The organism is Paenibacillus pasadenensis, from assembly GCF_002864175.1.
Lineage (GTDB): Bacteria > Bacillota > Bacilli > Paenibacillales > Paenibacillaceae > Paenibacillus_O > Paenibacillus_O pasadenensis.
On record NZ_NFEZ01000004.1, the window covers coordinates 702,793 to 720,000 of the forward strand.

Below are 17,208 nucleotides of genomic sequence, written 5' to 3' on the forward strand. Positions count from 1 at the left end.
GAGCAGGAGGTGTAACACATGCCAAAGGTTAAAAAAGTTCTGGAATCCCACAACAACAAGCTGCACGTGAAAAAGGACGATACCGTTATCGTCATCACGGGCAAAGATAAAGGCAAAAAAGGCCGCGTCATCGCAGCTTACCCTCGTGAGAACCGCGTTCTGGTCGAAGGTGTGAACATGGTGAAGAAGCATTCGCGTCCTTCCCAAGCGAACCCTCAGGGCGGCATCATCGAGCAAGAGGCTCCGATCCATGTATCCAACGTGATGCACGTGGATCCGAAGAGCGGAAACGTAACCCGCATCGGCTACAAAGTGCTGGACAACGGCAAGAAAGTCCGCGTTGCGAAGCGTTCCGGCGAGGTTATCGACTAATTATTCTTTACGGAAAGGAGGACCCTTTACCATGGCAGCAAGAATGAAAGAGCGTTTCCTGAACGATGTGACTCCTGCTCTGATGCAGAAGTTCAACTACTCGACTGTAATGCAGGTGCCGAAGATCGAGAAAGTCGTCATCAACATGGGCGTAGGCGAAGCAGTCGCCAACTCCAAAGTGCTTGATACGGCCGTCGAAGATCTCCGCCTCATCTCCGGTCAAAAGCCGGTTATCACGCGCGCGAAGAAGTCGATCGCAGGCTTCAAGCTTCGTGAGAACATGCCGATCGGGGTTAAAGTAACGCTGCGCGGCGACCGCATGTACTACTTCCTCGACAAGCTGTTCAACACCGCGCTTCCGCGCGTACGCGACTTCCGCGGCGTATCGACCAAAGCTTTCGACGGTCGCGGCAACTACACCCTCGGTCTTAAAGAGCAGCTGATCTTCCCGGAGGTCGAATACGACAAAGTCGATAAAGTCCGCGGCATGGACGTCGTTATCGTAACGACGGCGAAGTCGGACGAAGAATCCCGTGAGCTGCTGACCCAACTGGGAATGCCGTTCGCGAAGTAATCGCCAATCAGGAGGTGTAATACCAAAGTGGCTAAAACTTCGATGAAAATAAAGCAACAACGCACGCCGAAGTTCAAGGTTCGTGCCTACACGCGCTGCGAGCGCTGCGGACGTCCTCACTCGGTTCTGCAGAAGTTTAAAATTTGCCGGATTTGTTTCCGTGAATTAGCATACAAAGGCCAGATTCCTGGCGTGAAGAAGGCCAGCTGGTAATCCGTCTTAGTTAGGGAAGGAGGTACACAAGAATGGTTATGTCTGATCCGATCGCAGATATGCTTACCCGTATCCGCAATGCGAATCTTGTCCGTCATGAAACCGTTGAAATGCCCGCTTCGAAAATCAAGAAGCAAATCGCTGATATTCTGAAGCGTGAGGGCTTCATTCGTGACGCTGAATATATCGAGGACAGCAAGCAAGGGATGATCCGTATTTTCTTGAAATACGGCTCCAACAACGAGCGCGTCATCACGGGCCTCAAGCGCATCAGCAAGCCTGGCCTGCGCGTCTACACGAAATCGGGCGAAATCCCGCGCGTACTCGGCGGTCTCGGCATCGCGATTATCTCCACGTCCAAGGGAGTTATGACCGACAAGGAAGCTCGTCAAGGCAAAGCTGGCGGCGAAGTCGTCTGCTACGTCTGGTAATCTAAAGCTACAGCGATAGGAGGTGCAACAATGTCCCGTATTGGTCGAAAACCCATTACTGTCCCTAGCGGAGTGAACGTCTCCCTGGACGATACGGTGATCACGGTAAAAGGACCGAAAGGTTCCCTTAGCCGTCCGGTCCATAAAGATATGAAAGTTAACCTGGAAGAGGGCACGATCCTCGTGGAGCGTCCTTCCGACAACAAGCTGCACCGCTCCTTGCACGGAACGACCCGCAGCATCATCGCGAACATGGTCAGCGGTGTAACGGATGGCTTCTCCAAAAACCTCGAGCTCGTCGGCGTCGGCTACCGTGCTTCGAAGCAAGGCGAGAAAGTCGTCCTGAACGTCGGCTACTCCCACCCGGTTGAAATCGTGCCTGCACAAGGCATCGAGTTCGAAGTCGTGGGCAACAACAAGATCACGGTTCGCGGCATCGACAAAGAGCTTGTCGGCGCGACAGCGGCTAAGATCCGTGCCGTACGCGAGCCAGAGCCTTACAAAGGCAAAGGCATCAAGTACGAAGGCGAGCGCATCATCCGCAAGGAAGGCAAGGCCGGCAAGAAAAAGTAAGCATGATCGCATGCTGACGATAGCAGCACCACGAACGAAGAAGGGAGGATCCCTCAATGATCACCAAAGGCGACAAAAACAAAGCCCGTCTGAAACGCCATCTGCGTGTCCGCAAGAAAATCAACGGCACGGTAGAGCGTCCTCGTCTGTCGGTATACCGTTCCTCCAAGCACATCTATGCTCAACTGATCGACGATGTGGCTGGCGTAACGATCGCATCGGCTTCCACGCTGGACAAAGAGCTTGCTGAGAAAGTGAGCAACGGCGGCAACGTGGAATCCGCAAAGCTGGTTGGAGAACTGATCGCGAAACGTGCCAAGGAAAAAGGCCACGAAGCGGTTGTCTTCGATCGCGGCGGCTACCTGTACCATGGACGGATTCAAGCACTGGCTGACGCAGCTCGCGAAGCTGGTCTCCAATTCTAATTTTCTGACAAGGGAGGTATATCGACTTGCGTATTGATGCAAATGCGCTGGGTGAACTGCAAGAGAAAGTGGTTCACATCAACCGCGTAGCGAAAGTAGTCAAAGGCGGACGCCGCTTCAGCTTCAGCGCTCTGGTCGTTGTCGGCGACGGCAAAGGCCATGTAGGCGCCGGCATCGGCAAAGCTCAAGAGGTTCCAGACGCGATCCGCAAAGGGATTGAAGATGCGAAGAAAAACATGATCTCGATCCCGCTCGTGAACACGACGATCCCGCACCAAGTGCTCGGTCACTTCGGCGCTGGTCAAGTTCTGCTCAAACCGGCTTCCCAAGGTACCGGCGTTATCGCTGGCGGCCCTGTGCGTGCCGTGCTCGAGCTGGCAGGAGTCGGCGACATCCTGACCAAATCCCTCGGTTCTTCCAATTCCATGAACATGGTCAACGCAACGCTCGAAGGGCTCTCCCGCCTGAAACGCGCTGAGGACGTTGCCAAGCTTCGCGGAAAAACGGTTGAAGAGCTGCTGGGTTAAGGAGGGAACACGATGGCTAAATTGCAAATCACCCTCGTCCGCAGTCTGATCGGCCGCAACGAGAAGCAACGCGCTACAGTCGCGTCGCTCGGTCTTCGCAAGATCCGCCAAACGGTTGTTCATAACGACAGCCCCGCGATTCGCGGTATGGTGACCCACGTGAGTCACCTGGTTAAAGTGGAAGAAGTATAAGAGACGATCAAGCATCGTCTATCCATAGATTTACAAAGAGCAACAAGGAGGTGCAACGAACGATGAAACTGCATGAACTCAAACCAGCTGAAGGTTCCCGCAAAGCTCCATACCGCAAAGGCCGCGGTATCGGCAGCGGCAACGGCAAAACCGCAGGCAAAGGCCACAAAGGTCAAAACGCACGTTCCGGCGGCGGCGTCCGTCCGGGCTTCGAAGGCGGTCAAAACCCGCTTTATCGTCGTCTGCCTAAGCGTGGTTTCAACAATCCTTTCCGCAAAGAGTACGCGATCGTCAACATCGAAGAGCTCAATGTATTTGAAGCTGGCTCCGAAGTTACTCCGGAAATTCTTGTCGCTAAAGGGATCGTAAAAAATCCTCAAGCCGGCATCAAGATCCTGGGCAACGGCGAAGTAACGGTTAAGCTGACGGTTAAAGCAAACAAGTTCTCTCAATCTGCGGTAGAGAAAATCCAGGCTGCCGGCGGTCAAACCGAGGTGATCTAATTGTTCAAGACGGTTTCAAACATTTGGAAAGTGGAGGACCTCCGGCGGAGAATCCTCTTTACCCTTTTCATTTTGCTTGTATACCGCATCGGTTCCTTCATTCCGGTGCCCAACATCGACAAGGACGTCTTCACCCAACTTGACAACTCAGGCTCAGATCTTTTTGGCTTGCTGAACACGTTCTCGGGCGGCGCGCTCTTCCAATTCTCGATCTTCGCGATCGGCATCATGCCGTACATTACGGCGTCGATCATTGTCCAGCTGCTTTCGATGGATGTCATTCCTAAGTTCGCAGAATGGGCAAAAGAAGGCGAGAACGGAAAGCGCAAGCTGGCGCAGATCACTCGCTACGGTACGATTGGGTTGGGTCTTGTCCAGGGTTTTGCAACAGCAGTTGGTTTCAACCGCATGTACAACTACCAGATGGTTCAAGACGCGAACTTCGCGGTATACGCGATGATCGCGATTGTCCTGACGGCAGGTACGGCATTCCTGATGTGGCTCGGAGAGCAGATTACGGAACGCGGCATCGGCAACGGCATCTCGGTGATTATCTTCGCGGGTATCATCGCTGGCCTGCCGGGCCATATCCGCAAAATCTACACGACGTACTTCGTCGATAAGACGGACCAGGTATTCCTGGGCGTCCTCCAGGTGCTGGCCATTCTGGTTGGGATCATCCTCATGATTATCGGCGTCATCATCGTCCAGCAAGGGATTCGCAAAATCCCGGTGCAATACGCGAAGCGTGTTGTCGGACGCAAGATGTACGGCGGCCAATCGACGCACATTCCGCTCAAAGTGAATGGCGCGGGCGTTATCCCGGTTATCTTCGCGATCTCGCTGCTGATGTTCCCGTCCACAATTGCGCAGTTCTGGGCCAGCCACGACTGGGCTCAATGGATCATCACCCACCTCGCACCGGATAAGGCGCTTGGAATGGTGATCTATGTTATACTGATTATCGGCTTCACCTTCTTCTACACCTTCGTGCAGATCAATCCTGTACAGATGGCGGACCAGATGAAGAAGAATGGCGGCTACATCCCTGGCGTTCGTCCGGGCAAGCCTACCTCGAGCTACATTACCCGCGTCATGTCGAGAATCACGTTGTTCGGGGCGCTGTTCCTGGCCATCATCTCGATCCTGCCGGTGTTCTTCGGCTCGTTGTTCGGTCTTGACCGCACGATTCAGCTCGGCGGTACTTCGCTGCTGATCGTTGTCGGCGTCGCGCTCGACACGATGAAGCAGATCGAGAGCCAGCTGATCAAGCGTCACTACAAAGGGTTCATCAATAAATAACACGAGGCTTCGAACGGGCGGCTTGACGGCTCCACTTGGGGAGCTGCAGGTCAGCCCGCGCGTGCCTATAGTGCCAAAGCGAGGACGACAGGATGAACATTCTTTTCATGGGCCCTCCGGGAGCCGGCAAGGGTACCCAGGCCGAGAGAATCGTCGAACAGTTCAACGTTCCTCACATCTCCACCGGAGACGCATTCCGGCTGGCGATGAAGCAGGGCACGCCGCTTGGTCAGAAAGCGAAGGAATTCGTCGATCAAGGACTGCTTGTTCCGGATGAAATTACGAATGGCATCGTACGCGAGCGACTGCTGCTTGCCGACTGCGAGAAGGGCTTCCTGCTGGATGGCTTTCCGCGGACGCTTCAGCAAGCCGAAACGCTTGATGTCATGCTGGCCGAAATGGGCCGCAGCATCGATCATGTCGTCAATCTTCATGTCGATCGCGGACTTCTGCTCGCCCGGCTCACCGGACGCCGCATCTGCAAAACCTGCGGCGCTACCTATCATGTGATGTTCAATCCTCCGAAGGTGGAAGGCATCTGTGACAAGGATGGCGGAGAGCTGTACCAGCGCTCGGATGACACGGAAGAAAAGGTCGGCACCCGCTTGGACGAATACATCTCCAAGACGGCCCCGCTTCTGGAATACTACAGCGGCAAAGGTCTGCTGCGTGAAGTGAACGGAGAGCAGGAAATCGATCAAGTCACCGCCGACATCGCCGGTCGTCTGCGGGGTTCGAACGAATGATAATTTGCAAGTCTGAAGCCGAACTGCGATTCATGAGAGAAGCGGGACGCATCGTGGCCGAAACGCATCGCCTGATGGCGGACGCGGTACGGGCCGGGGTTACGACCCGTGAGCTGGATGACATCGCCGATCGCTACATTCGCAGTCAGGACGCAATTCCATCTTTTAAAGGCTACAATCAGTTTCCTGGCAGCATTTGCGCTTCTGTAAACGAAGAACTGGTGCACGGCATTCCGGGCAGCCGCAAGCTCAAGGACGGAGATATCATCACGCTGGATATCGGCGCCCAGTTTGAGGGCTACCACGGAGATTCGGCTTGGACCTATCCGGTAGGCGACGTCACGGAAGAAGTTCGACGTCTGCTGGAAGTGACCGAACGATCGCTGTACGCCGGGCTTGAGCTGGTCAAACCGGATGTTCGGCTGTATACGGTCTCGCACGCCATTCAAAAAGTGGTGGAGGATGCGGGCTTTTCCATTGTACGCGAGTATGTCGGGCACGGAATTGGAAAGGATCTTCATGAAGAGCCGCAAATTCCGAACTACGGCATTCCGGATCGCGGACCCCGGCTGAAGCCTGGAATGGTGCTGGCCATCGAGCCGATGGTGAACATCGGGGAGCGCTACGTCCAGACCTTGTCGGACAATTGGACGGTTGTAACGGTTGACGGCTCCTGGTGCGCTCATTACGAGCACACGGTAGCGGTCACGGAGAACGGTTGCGAGATTTTGACGAAGCTGCCGGAGGCGAAGTAGGGTCTTGGATCCGCTTGCTCAGATCGGACGCCTGGTCAAAGTGCTTCGAGGCAAGGACGAGGGCAGCCATGCGGTCATCATCGGCGTCTTGGACGAGAAATTCGTCCTGATCGCGGATGGAGACGGGCGTCGCTTCGACTCGCCGAAGAAGAAGAACATGCAGCATCTTCAGTTACTTCCGGCTCTCAGCAGCGAAGTTTCGGACAGCATGTCCGAGACGGGCCGGGTGACCAACGCCAAGCTAAGATTCGCCATACAGAAGTACACAAGCCGAAAGGAGAATGAGGATGGCCAAGGAAGACGTCATTGAAGTCGAAGGTACGGTAATCGAGCCGTTGCCAAATGCCATGTTCAAGGTTGAACTGGAGAACGGCCACCAGATTCTCGCTCATGTATCCGGCAAGCTCAGAATGCACTTTATCCGTATTCTGACCGGAGACAAAGTGGTTATCCAGTTGTCGCCTTACGATCTGTCCAGAGGACGCATCACCTATCGGAAGTAGGCCTCGTGCCTGCAGAGGAAGGATTCGGGAGGTAATTCACAATGAAGGTCAGACCTTCGGTTAAGCCGATCTGCGAAAAATGCAAAGTCATTCGCCGCAAAGGCAACGTTATGGTCATCTGCGAAAATCCGAAGCACAAACAAAGACAAGGTTAAGAAGGGAGGAAACGATTCATGGCACGTATTGCTGGTGTAGACTTGCCGCGCGACAAGCGCGTTGAAATCGCGCTCCAATACATCTTCGGTATTGGCAAGACGACGGCTCAGAAAATTCTGGCCGAAACGGGCGTCAGCGCTGCGACTCGCGTACGCGACCTCACGGAAGACGAAGTGAGCAAGCTGCGTGAAGTCATCGACAAATCCGTCAAAGTGGAAGGCGATCTCCGCCGCGAGATTTCCCTCAACATCAAGCGCCTCGTCGAAATCGGATGCTATCGCGGTATCCGTCACCGTCGCGGCCTGCCGGTTCGCGGACAACGCACGAAGACGAATGCGCGCACGCGCAAAGGTCCTCGTCGTACGGTAGCGAACAAGAAGAAATAACAAGGGGGGATAACGAACAATGGCTAAAGCTAAAAAAGTCGTACGTACGAAACGTCGCGATCGGAAAAACGTCGAGTCCGGCGTTGCCCACATCCGCTCGACGTTCAACAATACGATCGTTACGATCACGGATCCGCACGGCAATGCGATCTCCTGGGCGAGCTCCGGCAATCTTGGTTACAAGGGCTCCCGCAAAAGCACGCCTTTCGCCGCTCAAATGGCTGCCGAAGCCGCTGCGAAAGCCGCTATGGAGCATGGCATGAAAGCCGTCGAGGTTATGGTTAAAGGTCCGGGCGCAGGCCGCGAAGCCGCGATCCGTTCCCTTCAAGCCGCTGGCCTTGAAGTCAACCTGATCAAAGACGTAACGCCGGTTCCTCACAACGGCTGCCGTCCGCCGAAACGCCGTCGCGTATAGTTCGTCGAAGTCTGTGGTATCAAATTGCGACAACTTGTGAATAATGGTTGTGAAGGTTTGGCATACTACAAGATTTGACGCCATGGAACGTTATAGATACGGAGCGACGTTTTGAAGGAGGGTACACTAGTGATTGAGATCGAAAAGCCGAAAATCGAAACCGTAGAGCTGAGTGACGATGGAGCATATGGCCGATTTGTCGTCGAGCCTCTCGAACGGGGCTACGGGACGACTCTCGGAAACTCGCTTCGCCGCATTCTGCTCTCGTCGCTTCCCGGCGCGGCAGTGACGTCCGTTCAGATTGACGGAGTGCTTCACGAGTTTTCCACGGTTCCAGGAGTCATGGAAGACGTGACCGAAATGATCCTGAACCTGAAGGGCCTGTCGCTCAAAATCCATTCCGACGAAGAGAAGGTACTGGAAATTGACGCAGAAGGCGAAGGGAACGTTACCGCGGGCGACATCCGTGCGGACAGCGATGTCGAGATTCTCAGCCCTGATCTTCATATCGCAACCTTAGCTTCCGGCGCACGGCTCCATATGAGGATTTTCGCCAATCGCGGCCGCGGTTATGTGCAAGCCGACCGCAACAAACGCGAAGACCAGCCGATTGGCGTCATTCCTGTTGATTCGATCTACACGCCAATTACCCGTGTCAACTATAGCGTCGAAAACACTCGCGTCGGCCAAGTCACCAACTATGACAAGCTGACGCTTGAAGTGTGGACCGATGGCAGCATCCGTCCGGAAGAGGCCGTAAGCCTCGGCGCTAAGATCCTGACCGAGCATTTGGACTTGTTCGTCGGACTGACCGATGAAGCCAAAGACGCGGAAATTATGGTTGAGAAGGAAGAGGACAAAAAGGAAAAGGTTCTCGAGATGACGATCGAGGAGCTGGACCTGTCCGTTCGTTCCTACAACTGTCTCAAACGTGCAGGCATCAATACCGTGCAAGAGCTGACCATGAAAACCGAAGAAGACATGATGAAGGTCCGCAACCTGGGCCGCAAGTCTTTGGAGGAAGTTCAAGAGAAGCTCGAAGAACTCGGTTTGGGCCTCCGCACAGAAGAATAGCATCAAGGAGGGGAAATCGATGGCATACTCGAAACTGGGACGCGACGCAAGCGCTCGGAAAGCTCTGTTCCGTGACCTTGTGACCGACCTTTTCCTGTACGAGCGCATTCAAACGACGGAGGCGAAAGCCAAAGAAGTGCGTTCGATCGCAGAGAAACTCATTACGAAGGCAAAGCGCGGAGATCTCCACGCTCGTCGTCAAGTGGCCGCTTACGTGCGCCGCGAGACGATCGACGGAGAGCAGGACGCGATCCAAAAGCTGTTTGGCGAACTGGCGGGCCGTTACACGGAGCGCGCAGGCGGTTACACCCGGATCCTCAAGCTGGGACCTCGTCGCGGCGACTCTGCGCCTATGGTCTACCTGGAACTGGTTGACCGCGCTTAATCCAGCGACTGCCGCCCGCGGGCAGCAGGCAAAAGGTGGACCGATGAGGCCACCTTTTTTCTTTTGTCCATAATCGGGTTCATGGACAAGCTCAAGGAGTAGATTGCAGCAAGGAGAGAATGCGGCTTGCGAAACATTCGGATGAAGATCGCCTACGATGGAACTCGCTACAACGGATTCCAGACGCAGCCGGGAGGCAACACGATCCAGGACATCATCGAGTCGGCGATCGAGACGCTCACCGGAACCCGGACGAGGATCATCGGATCCGGAAGGACGGATGCGCGCGTGCATGCGGAGGGCCAAGTTTTCAATTTCCATACCGACTCCCGAATCGCGGTCGAACGGTGGGCGCTTGCGCTCAACAGCCGTCTGCCCGAAGATATTCGGGTCGTGGAGTCGGCGGCGGAAGTTCCCGATGCTTTTCATTCCCGGTTCTCGGCCAAGCGCAAGACGTACCGCTACTCGATCTGCACGGGAAAGTTCCACGACGTGTTTCGCCGGAACTTCGAATTCCATCATCCTTCCCCCAAGCTGGATGTCGCTGCGATGCGCGAGGCTCTCCGTCATTTGCAAGGCGAGCATGACTTCACCTCGTTCACGACCAATCATGCCGACGAGAAGTCTCACGTGAGGACGATATACAGCGCTGTGCTGAAGGAAGAGGAAAAGCGGCTGGAGCTTTATTTGACGGGCAACGGCTTCCTTTACAATATGGTGCGGATCATAGCCGGCACGCTCATCCATGTCGGACAAGGCAAGATTGCCCCGGCTGCGATTCCAGGCATGCTGCAGGGACGGAATCGTCTGCTGGCGGGACCGACTGCGGTCGCTCACGGACTGACGTTGATCAATGTCGAATATGGCGATGCGGAGAAGTAAAAATCCTTGCGCTGGGCTCTCCTTTATTGTAATATATAACTTGTGCTTTCTTATTGGCTCTCCCACAGCCCCGCATAAGAATTGCACCTACATCCATGAAATAGGCAAGACAAGCAGCATCCAACATGACTACGAACTGTAACCGAAGATTGACCATAAACGAAAGCCAACCATTGAAGGAGGATCTCCCATGCGCACCACTTATATGGCGAAGACGAACGAAGTCCAACGCAACTGGCACGTCGTCGACGCATCCGGCCAAACGCTCGGCCGTCTGGCCAGCGAAGTCGCCAGCCTGATCCGCGGCAAGCACAAGCCTCAATTCACGCCTCACGTTGACACGGGCGATTTCGTCGTCGTCATCAACGCAGAGAAGATCGTCCTGACGGGCAACAAATGGAATGACAAGAACTACTACCGTCACTCCATGCATCCGGGCGGCCTGAAAGTTACGCCTGCCAAAGATCAGCTGAAAAAGAAGCCGGAATCCCTTGTGGAATATGCGGTACACGGCATGCTGCCGAAAAACCGTCTGGGCGACAAAATGAAGCTGAAGCTGAAAGTATACGCTGGTTCGGAGCATCCGCACCAAGCTCAAAATCCGGTAGCTTACGAGCTGCGCGGTTAATCGAAGGAGGACCCTACAATGGCTCAAGTCCAATACTATGGCACTGGTCGTCGTAAACACTCCGTAGCACGCGTACGTCTCGTGCCGGGTGAAGGACGCATCATCATCAACAAGCGCGAGCTGGACGAGTACTTCGGTCTCGAAACGCTCAAGCTGATCGTGAAGCAACCGCTCGTTCTGACCGAAACTGTCGGCAAATACGACATCATCGTACTTGCGCATGGCGGAGGCACTTCCGGCCAAGCTGGCGCGATTCGTCACGGCATCTCCCGCGCTCTGCTGAAGGCAGATCCGGAGTTCCGTCCATCTCTGAAGCGCGCTGGTTTCCTGACGCGCGACCCACGTATGAAAGAACGGAAGAAATACGGCCTGAAAGCAGCTCGCCGTGCTCCTCAGTTCTCCAAACGTTAATCGAACGTACAGCCTTTCCCGATTCATCGGGAAAGGCTTTTTCTTTTTCGACAGGGTTTTATGGGCAGGCTATAATAAGACAGGATGCAGTCTTGTCCTTTTGCGAACGACCAACATCACGGGAGGTACATACGATGACAAAAGCTTTGCCGGTTTATTTCAACCATGACGGAGGCGTAGACGACCTCGTCTCGCTTTTTCTTTTGCTGCAGATGGAGCAAGTCGACCTGATCGGAGTGTCGGTCATTGATGCGGACTGTTATGTCGAGCCAGCCGTTTCCGCCAGTCGCAAGATCATCGACCGTTACGGGCGTGCCGAGCTCAAGGGACTTGAAGTGGCGCGCAGCAATTCGAGGGGGAAAAATCCGTTTCCGAAAGACTGGAGGATGCATGCGTTCTATGTCGACGCGCTGCCGCTGCTCAACGAGCGCTCCGATGTCGTGACGAAGGAAGCCGCCAAGCCGGCGCATCTGGATTTGATCGAAAAGGTGTCGAAGTGCCCGGAAAAGGCGACGCTGCTGTTCACCGGCCCGCTTACCGACCTGGCTCGCGCGCTGGACGCCGATCCTTCGATCGAAGCCAAGATCGAGAAGCTGTACTGGATGGGCGGAACGTTCCTCCCGGACGGGAACGTGCATGAACCGGAGCATGACGGAACGGCGGAGTGGAACGCGTTCTGGGATCCGGAGGCGGCCAAGCGGGTATGGGATAGCGGCATCAAGATCGAGATGGTCGCTCTGGAAAGCACGAACAAAGTTCCGCTGACAGTAGACACGCGCAAAGAGTGGGCGCAGCTGCGCCGATTCGAGGGCATCGATTTCCTCGGCCAATGCTACGCGACCGTTCCGCCGCTAGTGCATTTCGCGACCAATTCCACGTACTACCTGTGGGATGTGCTGACGACCGCCATCATCGGCAAGCCCGAGCTGGTCTCTTCTCATGAAGTGGCTTGCGATGTCCTGGCGGATGGTCCATCGCAGGGAAGGACCATCCCTTCCGAGGGCGGACGAATCGTAACTGTCGTCGACGATGTCGATCCGGAGGCCTTCTTCCGTTATTTGACCGATCTGGCTCGGGGCGCCGACCGTGACGGAGTGTATCGAATCGTATAAGGACGCCTTATCCAGAGGATAAAGAATCCTTATCTGACGCGGAAATTCGGCCATTTTGCCCTCAATTAAGCAATTGAACATTAGAGGTCTACCCCGTATAATTAAAACCATACGGACTTACTTGGTTTTAACATAGGGGAGGGGACCGGACATTGAACTTGCTGGAAAAAGAGGCGCTGATCGCCGAACAAGCCGTGAAGCTTGAAACCGCATCGCCGGAGGAGATCCTGAAATTTGCCGTCGAGACGTTTCCCAATATAACGTTTGCTTGCAGCTTTGGAGCGGAAGATGTCGTGCTGGTCGACATGCTGCACAAAGTAAGCCCGAAGACGGATGTTTTTTATCTCGATACGGATTACCACTTCAAGGAAACGTATGAAACGCGCGATCGCATGGAGCAGCGCTACGGGATCCGTTTCGTCCAGGTGAAGCCGGTGCTCACGCCGGAGGAGCAAGCGGCTCAGCATGGCGCGGAGCTGTGGAAAAGCGATCCGAACGCCTGCTGCAACATTCGCAAGGTCGAGCCGCTGACGCGCATCCTTTCGCAATACGAGGCGTGGATTACCGGCATTCGCCGTGACCAGGCTCCGACTCGCGCCAACGCGAAAAAGATCGAATACGACACGAAATTCGGCCTCGTCAAGTTCAATCCGATCGCCCATTGGACTTCGGACGATGTATGGGACTATATCCGCAGCAACGACATCATCTACAACCCGCTCCATGACCGCAACTTCCCGAGCATCGGCTGCGAGCAGTGCACGCGTCAGGTCGCGCCGGGCGAAGACCCGCGCGCGGGACGCTGGTCGGGCAGCGACAAAACCGAATGCGGCCTGCACAAGTGAGCCCAAGGGAGGATAACGGAATCATGTCTAGCATCAAGCCCCATGGCGGAGTACTCGTCAACCGGATCGCCGCCGGCGAGCAGCGGGAGCAGCTGCTCGTGGAAGCAAGTCAGCTCACAAGCCTGACGGTAGACAGCTGGACCGTCTCCGATCTGGATCTGATCGGCGTCGGAGCCTTTTCCCCGCTGGAGGGCTTCCTCACGGAGGCCGATTACCATTCAGTCGTCGAACGGATGCGGCTCGAAAGCGGCATCGTCTGGAGCATTCCAATTACGCTTCCGATCGACGAGCAGACGGCAGCCGAGCTGAAGATCGGCCAGCGGGTCGCGCTGAAGGGCGAGGATGGCGTCGTTTATGGCCTGCTCGACGTGGCAAGCATCTACACCGTCGATCAGCGCCGCGAAGCGGTGCAGGTGTTCAAGACGGACGATCTGGAGCATCCCGGCGTCAAAAAGCTGTTCTCCCGCTCCAGCACGTACGTGGGCGGTCCGATCACCGTCCTGAACCGTCCGCAGCCGGAGAAGTTCGGCGAGTTTTATTTCAGTCCGAGCGATACCCGTCGCATCTTCGCCGAAAAAGGCTGGAAAACCGTCGTCGGCTTCCAAACCCGCAACCCGGTCCACCGCGCCCATGAATTCATTCAAAAATGCGCGATGGAGATCGTAGACGGCCTATTCCTGAACCCGCTCGTCGGAGAGACGAAGTCGGATGACGTGCCGGCCAACGTCCGTATGAAGAGCTATGTGGCGCTTCTGGAAAATTACTATCCGGAGAGCCGCACGTTCCTTGGCGTCTTTCCTGCAGCGATGCGCTATGCCGGGCCGCGCGAAGCGATCTTCCATGCGCTCGTGCGCAAGAATTACGGCTGCACGCATTTCATTGTCGGACGCGATCATGCGGGCGTAGGCGACTACTACGGCACGTACGAGGCGCAGGAGCTGCTCAAGACGTTCGCGGCCGAGGATCTCGACATTACGCCGCTTTATTTCGAGCACAGCTTCTTCTGCAGGAAATGCGGCAACATGGCGACCAGCAAAACGTGTCCGCATGACAAGTCGGAGCATGTCGCGCTGTCCGGCACCAAAGTCCGCGAGATGCTGCGCGCCGGCATTTGCCCGCCTCCGGAGTTCTCCCGGCCCGAGGTCGCGCAGATCCTGATCGAGGGCATGCAGGAGCAGCCGGCGCATTCCTAAGCGGCAGCGCCCCTGTTCGAGGCATGAAGCAGCACCCTGTCCCATATAGTGGATGATAGCGATAGGCTTGGATAAGCCTGAGCCGATCATCGACGCGGGATGGGGTGTTTTTTATTATGCAGGACGTTCGAGATAAAATAGGCCGGGAAGGAAGGCATGGACTGTATCCGACTCGTCGACGGCTCGTCGTCTGGATCAGCTCGCGCGGCTGGTCCCGAATCGGACTCGCCTCGCTGATGCTGCTTGTCCTCGGCGGACTGCTGCTGACGCAGCTGCCTTCGGCCAGCATCGGAACGACTTGGACGCTTCCGCTCAGCGGCAAGACGGTCGTGCTTGACGCCGGGCATGGCGGTCCTGACGGCGGGGCGGTCAGCAAGAGCGGGCTGATCGAAAAAGACCTCAATCTGGCGATCGCGCTTCAGCTGCGGGATTATTTGCAGCAAGCCGGCGCGATCGTCTATGTGACGAGGGAAGGGGATCAGGATCTGGCGGGAGCGGAGACCAAAGGATACAAAAGCCGCAAGACGGAAGATCTCGTCGCCAGAGCGCGCTTCGTGGAGGAGAAGAAGGCCGATCTCATGGTCAGCATCCACATGAACAGCATCCCCTCGCCCAGATGGTCCGGGGCGCAGACGTTCTATTATCCGAACCATGAGGGCAACCCGGCGCTTGCCTATCTGATCCAAGACGAGATCAGGCTCAATCTGGCCAATACGAATCGTTCCGCGGCCAAGGCGCCGAATACGGTTTATCTCCTCAAGGCGGTCAAGACGGCTCCAAGCGCTCTTGTCGAGGTCGGATTCCTTTCCCATCCCGGAGAAGCGGCGCGGCTGGCCGACGGCACGTACCAGCGGCAGGTCGCGGCCTCCATCTACAAGGGGATCCTGCGTTACAGCAGCGGCGAGCGTCCAGCCGGAACGACGGACAAGGCGGCGCGGCCGTAAGGAAAGCGGAGCTTCCGGTATGCTATACTAGGAGCATACCCATTCGAAGCGGCCGGCGCGAAAGTCCGCCGCTTCGATGCATGCCGGAAGGTGGAGACCGCAACTATGCTCACACGCGAACAAGTATTGGAAGCCGTGAATGCTGTCACGGCTCGCTTCGCGGACGGAACGACCGTCCGCGACATTATGGCCAAGGACCGTCAAGCTTCGCTGACGGTCCTCGTCCCGAGCGGCGCCGAGCGCGCGCCGCTGGAAGCCGCGCTGCGCGAAGCGCTCGCGCAGGCAGGGGCCGAGACCGCGCATCTGCGGTTCCGGCCCCTGGAAGCCCCGGCAGCGGCGGCGCAGCCTGCCGCCCCTGCCGGGGCCTCCCCTGGCGCGGCGCCGAGCGCTGCCGCCGCGCCAGGCGCTGCAGGCGCCGCCCCCGTGCGAGGCCACGGGGCGGGCCTGGAGGGCGTGCCGCTGCTCTCCGCGGAGAGCGGCACGGAATTCATCGCCATCGCCAGCGGCAAGGGCGGCGTCGGCAAATCGACCGTCACCGTCAACCTCGCGGTGGCGCTGGCCCGCAGGGGCAAGCGCGTCGGACTCGTCGACGCCGACATCTACGGCTTCAGCGTGCCTGACATGATGGGCATCGAGGAGCGGCCGGAAGTCGTCGACGGCCGCATTCAGCCGATCGAGCGCTTCGGCGTCAAGGTCATCTCGATGGGCTTTTTCGTCGAGGACAACAGCCCGATCGTATGGCGCGGGCCGATGCTCGGCCGCATGCTGCGCAACTTTTTCCAAGAAGTCGAGTGGGGAGAGCTGGATTACCTGCTGCTCGACCTGCCGCCTGGCACGGGCGACGTCGCTCTCGACGTGCATCAGATCCTCCCGCAGAGCAAGGAGATCATCGTGACGACTCCGCATGCGACAGCGGCGTTCGTCGCCGCCCGTGCCGGCGCGATGGCGCTGCACACGGAGCATGAGATTCTCGGCGTCGTGGAGAACATGTCGTATTACTTGAGCCCATCGACGGGCGAAAAGGAATATGTGTTCGGCAAAGGGGGAGGAGCCCGCCTCGCGGAAAACCTCCACACCGATTTGCTGGCGCAGATTCCGCTTGGCGCGCCGGATAACCATGTGTCGGAGCCGGACTTTTCCCCTTCCGTCTACAAAGCCGAAACCGAAACGGGACAGCTCTACCTGGAGCTGGCCGACCGGGTCATCGCCCGGACCTGGTAAGCCCGCCCGCCTATATCGTGAAAAAAGCAGTCCCCTCGGGTAGGGGACTGCTTTTGCATTCAAGCCCGCATGAGCCTACGTCGACGATTCTTCGCTGCTCTCCTCGCTGCCTTCCTCGCCGCCGCCTTCTTCTCCGCCGCTCCCGCCTTCCTGGCCGCTTCCCGAAGAGGACTTCGTATCGACCTTCTCCTCCGGCTTGACGCGCAGCTCTTCCTGAACGGCCTTTTTCAGCAGATCCAAAATCTCCACGCGGAAGAGCGGATTGGACATCGACTCCTGCATGATCGTCATGACCTGCTTGCGATACTGGCCGCTCATCAGCACCTCAAGAATCATCTTGTCCATTTCCGGCGTCTTCATGGCGGCAATGAGCTCTTTCTGATATGCCGGGTCCTTCATGAGCTCCTTATGGATATCCTTGTTCTGCTTGTTGACCGCCT

At 56.6% G+C, this 17,208-nt stretch carries 28 protein-coding genes (1 of these 28 only partly in view); 27 read left to right on the plus strand and 1 reads right to left on the minus strand.

What is annotated here, in order from left to right; all coding sequences use genetic code 11:
• The first annotated feature begins 18 nt into the window (after positions 1–18).
• The 27 genes from rplX (at position 19) to B8V81_RS12810 (ending at position 16,768) form a co-directional block, all read left to right on the plus strand.
• Positions 19–372 carry a 50S ribosomal protein L24 gene (rplX, locus tag B8V81_RS12680; RefSeq protein ID WP_084136920.1) on the plus strand — a complete coding sequence of 118 codons (354 nt, stop codon included), beginning with the start codon at positions 19–21 and terminating at the stop codon, positions 370–372.
• 31 nt (positions 373–403) lie between these two features.
• Positions 404–946: a 50S ribosomal protein L5 gene (rplE, locus tag B8V81_RS12685; protein WP_028598208.1), complete on the plus strand. Its 543-nt coding sequence runs from the start codon at positions 404–406 to the stop codon at positions 944–946.
• A 27-nt stretch (positions 947–973) separates the two neighbouring features.
• Positions 974–1,159 (plus strand): type Z 30S ribosomal protein S14, encoded by a 186-nt coding sequence (locus tag B8V81_RS12690; RefSeq protein ID WP_084136923.1) that lies wholly within the window; start codon positions 974–976, stop codon positions 1,157–1,159.
• A gap of 32 nt (positions 1,160–1,191) precedes the next feature.
• Positions 1,192–1,590, plus strand: coding sequence for a 30S ribosomal protein S8 (gene rpsH, locus B8V81_RS12695; RefSeq protein ID WP_028598209.1), 399 nt, complete (start codon positions 1,192–1,194; stop codon positions 1,588–1,590).
• Between the two features lie 30 nt (positions 1,591–1,620).
• Positions 1,621–2,163, plus strand: a complete 543-nt coding sequence (rplF, locus tag B8V81_RS12700) for a 50S ribosomal protein L6 (RefSeq protein ID WP_028598210.1) — start codon at positions 1,621–1,623, stop codon at positions 2,161–2,163.
• Between the two features lie 56 nt (positions 2,164–2,219).
• A complete protein-coding gene (gene rplR / locus B8V81_RS12705; protein WP_028598211.1) occupies positions 2,220–2,588 on the plus strand; it encodes a 50S ribosomal protein L18 in 369 nt (122 codons plus the stop codon).
• 26 nt (positions 2,589–2,614) lie between these two features.
• Complete coding sequence (rpsE, locus tag B8V81_RS12710; protein WP_028598212.1) at positions 2,615–3,115, plus strand: 30S ribosomal protein S5; 501 nt, start codon at positions 2,615–2,617, stop codon at positions 3,113–3,115.
• 12 nt (positions 3,116–3,127) lie between these two features.
• A complete protein-coding gene (gene rpmD / locus B8V81_RS12715) occupies positions 3,128–3,307 on the plus strand; it encodes a 50S ribosomal protein L30 (protein WP_028598213.1) in 180 nt (59 codons plus the stop codon).
• A gap of 62 nt (positions 3,308–3,369) precedes the next feature.
• On the plus strand, positions 3,370–3,810 hold the full coding sequence (gene rplO, locus B8V81_RS12720; RefSeq protein ID WP_028598214.1) for a 50S ribosomal protein L15: 441 nt from the start codon (positions 3,370–3,372) through the stop codon (positions 3,808–3,810).
• Positions 3,811–5,112, plus strand: coding sequence for a preprotein translocase subunit SecY (secY, locus tag B8V81_RS12725; RefSeq protein ID WP_028598215.1), 1,302 nt, complete (start codon positions 3,811–3,813; stop codon positions 5,110–5,112).
• Positions 5,113–5,204: 92 nt separating this feature from the next.
• On the plus strand, positions 5,205–5,858 hold the full coding sequence (locus B8V81_RS12730) for an adenylate kinase (RefSeq protein WP_028598216.1): 654 nt from the start codon (positions 5,205–5,207) through the stop codon (positions 5,856–5,858).
• Positions 5,855–6,613, plus strand: coding sequence for a type I methionyl aminopeptidase (map, locus tag B8V81_RS12735; RefSeq protein ID WP_028598217.1), 759 nt, complete (start codon positions 5,855–5,857; stop codon positions 6,611–6,613). Before B8V81_RS12730 ends, map begins: the two co-directional genes overlap by 4 nt.
• A gap of 4 nt (positions 6,614–6,617) precedes the next feature.
• A complete protein-coding gene (locus tag B8V81_RS12740) occupies positions 6,618–6,923 on the plus strand; it encodes a KOW domain-containing RNA-binding protein (protein WP_028598218.1) in 306 nt (101 codons plus the stop codon).
• Complete coding sequence (gene infA, locus B8V81_RS12745; RefSeq protein WP_015847200.1) at positions 6,901–7,116, plus strand: translation initiation factor IF-1; 216 nt, start codon at positions 6,901–6,903, stop codon at positions 7,114–7,116. The genes B8V81_RS12740 and infA overlap by 23 nt, the downstream gene beginning before the upstream one ends.
• Before the next feature lie 41 nt (positions 7,117–7,157).
• The gene (rpmJ, locus tag B8V81_RS12750; RefSeq protein WP_021296640.1) at positions 7,158–7,271 is read left to right on the plus strand and encodes a 50S ribosomal protein L36; all 114 of its coding nucleotides are present in this window, start codon (positions 7,158–7,160) and stop codon (positions 7,269–7,271) included.
• A gap of 18 nt (positions 7,272–7,289) precedes the next feature.
• A complete protein-coding gene (rpsM, locus tag B8V81_RS12755; RefSeq protein ID WP_028598219.1) occupies positions 7,290–7,658 on the plus strand; it encodes a 30S ribosomal protein S13 in 369 nt (122 codons plus the stop codon).
• Between the two features lie 19 nt (positions 7,659–7,677).
• Positions 7,678–8,073, plus strand: coding sequence for a 30S ribosomal protein S11 (gene rpsK / locus B8V81_RS12760; protein ID WP_028598220.1), 396 nt, complete (start codon positions 7,678–7,680; stop codon positions 8,071–8,073).
• A gap of 129 nt (positions 8,074–8,202) precedes the next feature.
• Positions 8,203–9,147, plus strand: a complete 945-nt coding sequence (locus B8V81_RS12765; protein ID WP_028598221.1) for a DNA-directed RNA polymerase subunit alpha — start codon at positions 8,203–8,205, stop codon at positions 9,145–9,147.
• Positions 9,148–9,166: 19 nt separating this feature from the next.
• The gene (gene rplQ / locus B8V81_RS12770; protein ID WP_028598222.1) at positions 9,167–9,532 is read left to right on the plus strand and encodes a 50S ribosomal protein L17; all 366 of its coding nucleotides are present in this window, start codon (positions 9,167–9,169) and stop codon (positions 9,530–9,532) included.
• Positions 9,533–9,658: 126 nt separating this feature from the next.
• On the plus strand, positions 9,659–10,414 hold the full coding sequence (gene truA / locus B8V81_RS12775) for a tRNA pseudouridine(38-40) synthase TruA (RefSeq protein ID WP_028598223.1): 756 nt from the start codon (positions 9,659–9,661) through the stop codon (positions 10,412–10,414).
• 190 nt (positions 10,415–10,604) lie between these two features.
• Positions 10,605–11,042 carry a 50S ribosomal protein L13 gene (gene rplM / locus B8V81_RS12780; RefSeq protein WP_028598224.1) on the plus strand — a complete coding sequence of 146 codons (438 nt, stop codon included), beginning with the start codon at positions 10,605–10,607 and terminating at the stop codon, positions 11,040–11,042.
• Positions 11,043–11,060: 18 nt separating this feature from the next.
• Positions 11,061–11,453: a 30S ribosomal protein S9 gene (rpsI, locus tag B8V81_RS12785; RefSeq protein ID WP_028598225.1), complete on the plus strand. Its 393-nt coding sequence runs from the start codon at positions 11,061–11,063 to the stop codon at positions 11,451–11,453.
• Between the two features lie 134 nt (positions 11,454–11,587).
• Positions 11,588–12,565, plus strand: coding sequence for a nucleoside hydrolase (locus tag B8V81_RS12790; protein WP_028598226.1), 978 nt, complete (start codon positions 11,588–11,590; stop codon positions 12,563–12,565).
• Positions 12,566–12,717: 152 nt separating this feature from the next.
• Complete coding sequence (locus B8V81_RS12795; protein WP_028598227.1) at positions 12,718–13,410, plus strand: phosphoadenylyl-sulfate reductase; 693 nt, start codon at positions 12,718–12,720, stop codon at positions 13,408–13,410.
• Positions 13,411–13,433: 23 nt separating this feature from the next.
• Entirely contained in the window at positions 13,434–14,603 is a 1,170-nt protein-coding gene (sat, locus tag B8V81_RS12800) for a sulfate adenylyltransferase (protein WP_101808486.1), read from the plus strand.
• A 116-nt stretch (positions 14,604–14,719) separates the two neighbouring features.
• Positions 14,720–15,547 (plus strand): N-acetylmuramoyl-L-alanine amidase CwlD, encoded by an 828-nt coding sequence (gene cwlD, locus B8V81_RS12805; protein WP_052333084.1) that lies wholly within the window; start codon positions 14,720–14,722, stop codon positions 15,545–15,547.
• A gap of 105 nt (positions 15,548–15,652) precedes the next feature.
• Entirely contained in the window at positions 15,653–16,768 is a 1,116-nt protein-coding gene (locus B8V81_RS12810; protein ID WP_101808487.1) for an Mrp/NBP35 family ATP-binding protein, read from the plus strand.
• 75 nt (positions 16,769–16,843) lie between these two features.
• On the opposite strand, the gene gerD is transcribed toward B8V81_RS12810, so the two are convergent.
• A protein-coding gene (gene gerD, locus B8V81_RS12815) for a spore germination lipoprotein GerD (RefSeq protein WP_028598230.1) crosses the window boundary here: on the minus strand, positions 16,844–17,208 show its 3' portion. 343 nt of this gene lie beyond the right edge of the window; only the last 365 of its 708 coding nucleotides appear in the window; the start codon falls outside the window, past its right edge; it ends in the stop codon at positions 16,844–16,846.

What these genes read in the sequence shown, in the direction of transcription:
- rplX (WP_084136920.1), top strand. Translation starts at nt 19, where the DNA reads ATGCCAAAGGTTAAAAAAGTTCTGGAATCCCACAACAACAAGCTGCAC.
- rplE (WP_028598208.1), top strand. Translation starts at nt 404, where the DNA reads ATGGCAGCAAGAATGAAAGAGCGTTTCCTGAACGATGTGACTCCTGCT.
- rpsH (WP_028598209.1), top strand. Translation starts at nt 1,192, where the DNA reads ATGGTTATGTCTGATCCGATCGCAGATATGCTTACCCGTATCCGCAAT.
- rplF (WP_028598210.1), top strand. Translation starts at nt 1,621, where the DNA reads ATGTCCCGTATTGGTCGAAAACCCATTACTGTCCCTAGCGGAGTGAAC.
- rplR (WP_028598211.1), top strand. Translation starts at nt 2,220, where the DNA reads ATGATCACCAAAGGCGACAAAAACAAAGCCCGTCTGAAACGCCATCTG.
- rpmD (WP_028598213.1), top strand. Translation starts at nt 3,128, where the DNA reads ATGGCTAAATTGCAAATCACCCTCGTCCGCAGTCTGATCGGCCGCAAC.
- rplO (WP_028598214.1), top strand. Translation starts at nt 3,370, where the DNA reads ATGAAACTGCATGAACTCAAACCAGCTGAAGGTTCCCGCAAAGCTCCA.
- B8V81_RS12730 (WP_028598216.1), top strand. Translation starts at nt 5,205, where the DNA reads ATGAACATTCTTTTCATGGGCCCTCCGGGAGCCGGCAAGGGTACCCAG.
- map (WP_028598217.1), top strand. Translation starts at nt 5,855, where the DNA reads ATGATAATTTGCAAGTCTGAAGCCGAACTGCGATTCATGAGAGAAGCG.
- infA (WP_015847200.1), top strand. Translation starts at nt 6,901, where the DNA reads ATGGCCAAGGAAGACGTCATTGAAGTCGAAGGTACGGTAATCGAGCCG.
- rpmJ (WP_021296640.1), top strand. Translation starts at nt 7,158, where the DNA reads ATGAAGGTCAGACCTTCGGTTAAGCCGATCTGCGAAAAATGCAAAGTC.
- rpsM (WP_028598219.1), top strand. Translation starts at nt 7,290, where the DNA reads ATGGCACGTATTGCTGGTGTAGACTTGCCGCGCGACAAGCGCGTTGAA.
- rpsK (WP_028598220.1), top strand. Translation starts at nt 7,678, where the DNA reads ATGGCTAAAGCTAAAAAAGTCGTACGTACGAAACGTCGCGATCGGAAA.
- rplQ (WP_028598222.1), top strand. Translation starts at nt 9,167, where the DNA reads ATGGCATACTCGAAACTGGGACGCGACGCAAGCGCTCGGAAAGCTCTG.
- rplM (WP_028598224.1), top strand. Translation starts at nt 10,605, where the DNA reads ATGCGCACCACTTATATGGCGAAGACGAACGAAGTCCAACGCAACTGG.
- rpsI (WP_028598225.1), top strand. Translation starts at nt 11,061, where the DNA reads ATGGCTCAAGTCCAATACTATGGCACTGGTCGTCGTAAACACTCCGTA.
- B8V81_RS12790 (WP_028598226.1), top strand. Translation starts at nt 11,588, where the DNA reads ATGACAAAAGCTTTGCCGGTTTATTTCAACCATGACGGAGGCGTAGAC.
- sat (WP_101808486.1), top strand. Translation starts at nt 13,434, where the DNA reads ATGTCTAGCATCAAGCCCCATGGCGGAGTACTCGTCAACCGGATCGCC.
- cwlD (WP_052333084.1), top strand. Translation starts at nt 14,720, where the DNA reads ATGCAGGACGTTCGAGATAAAATAGGCCGGGAAGGAAGGCATGGACTG.
- B8V81_RS12810 (WP_101808487.1), top strand. Translation starts at nt 15,653, where the DNA reads ATGCTCACACGCGAACAAGTATTGGAAGCCGTGAATGCTGTCACGGCT.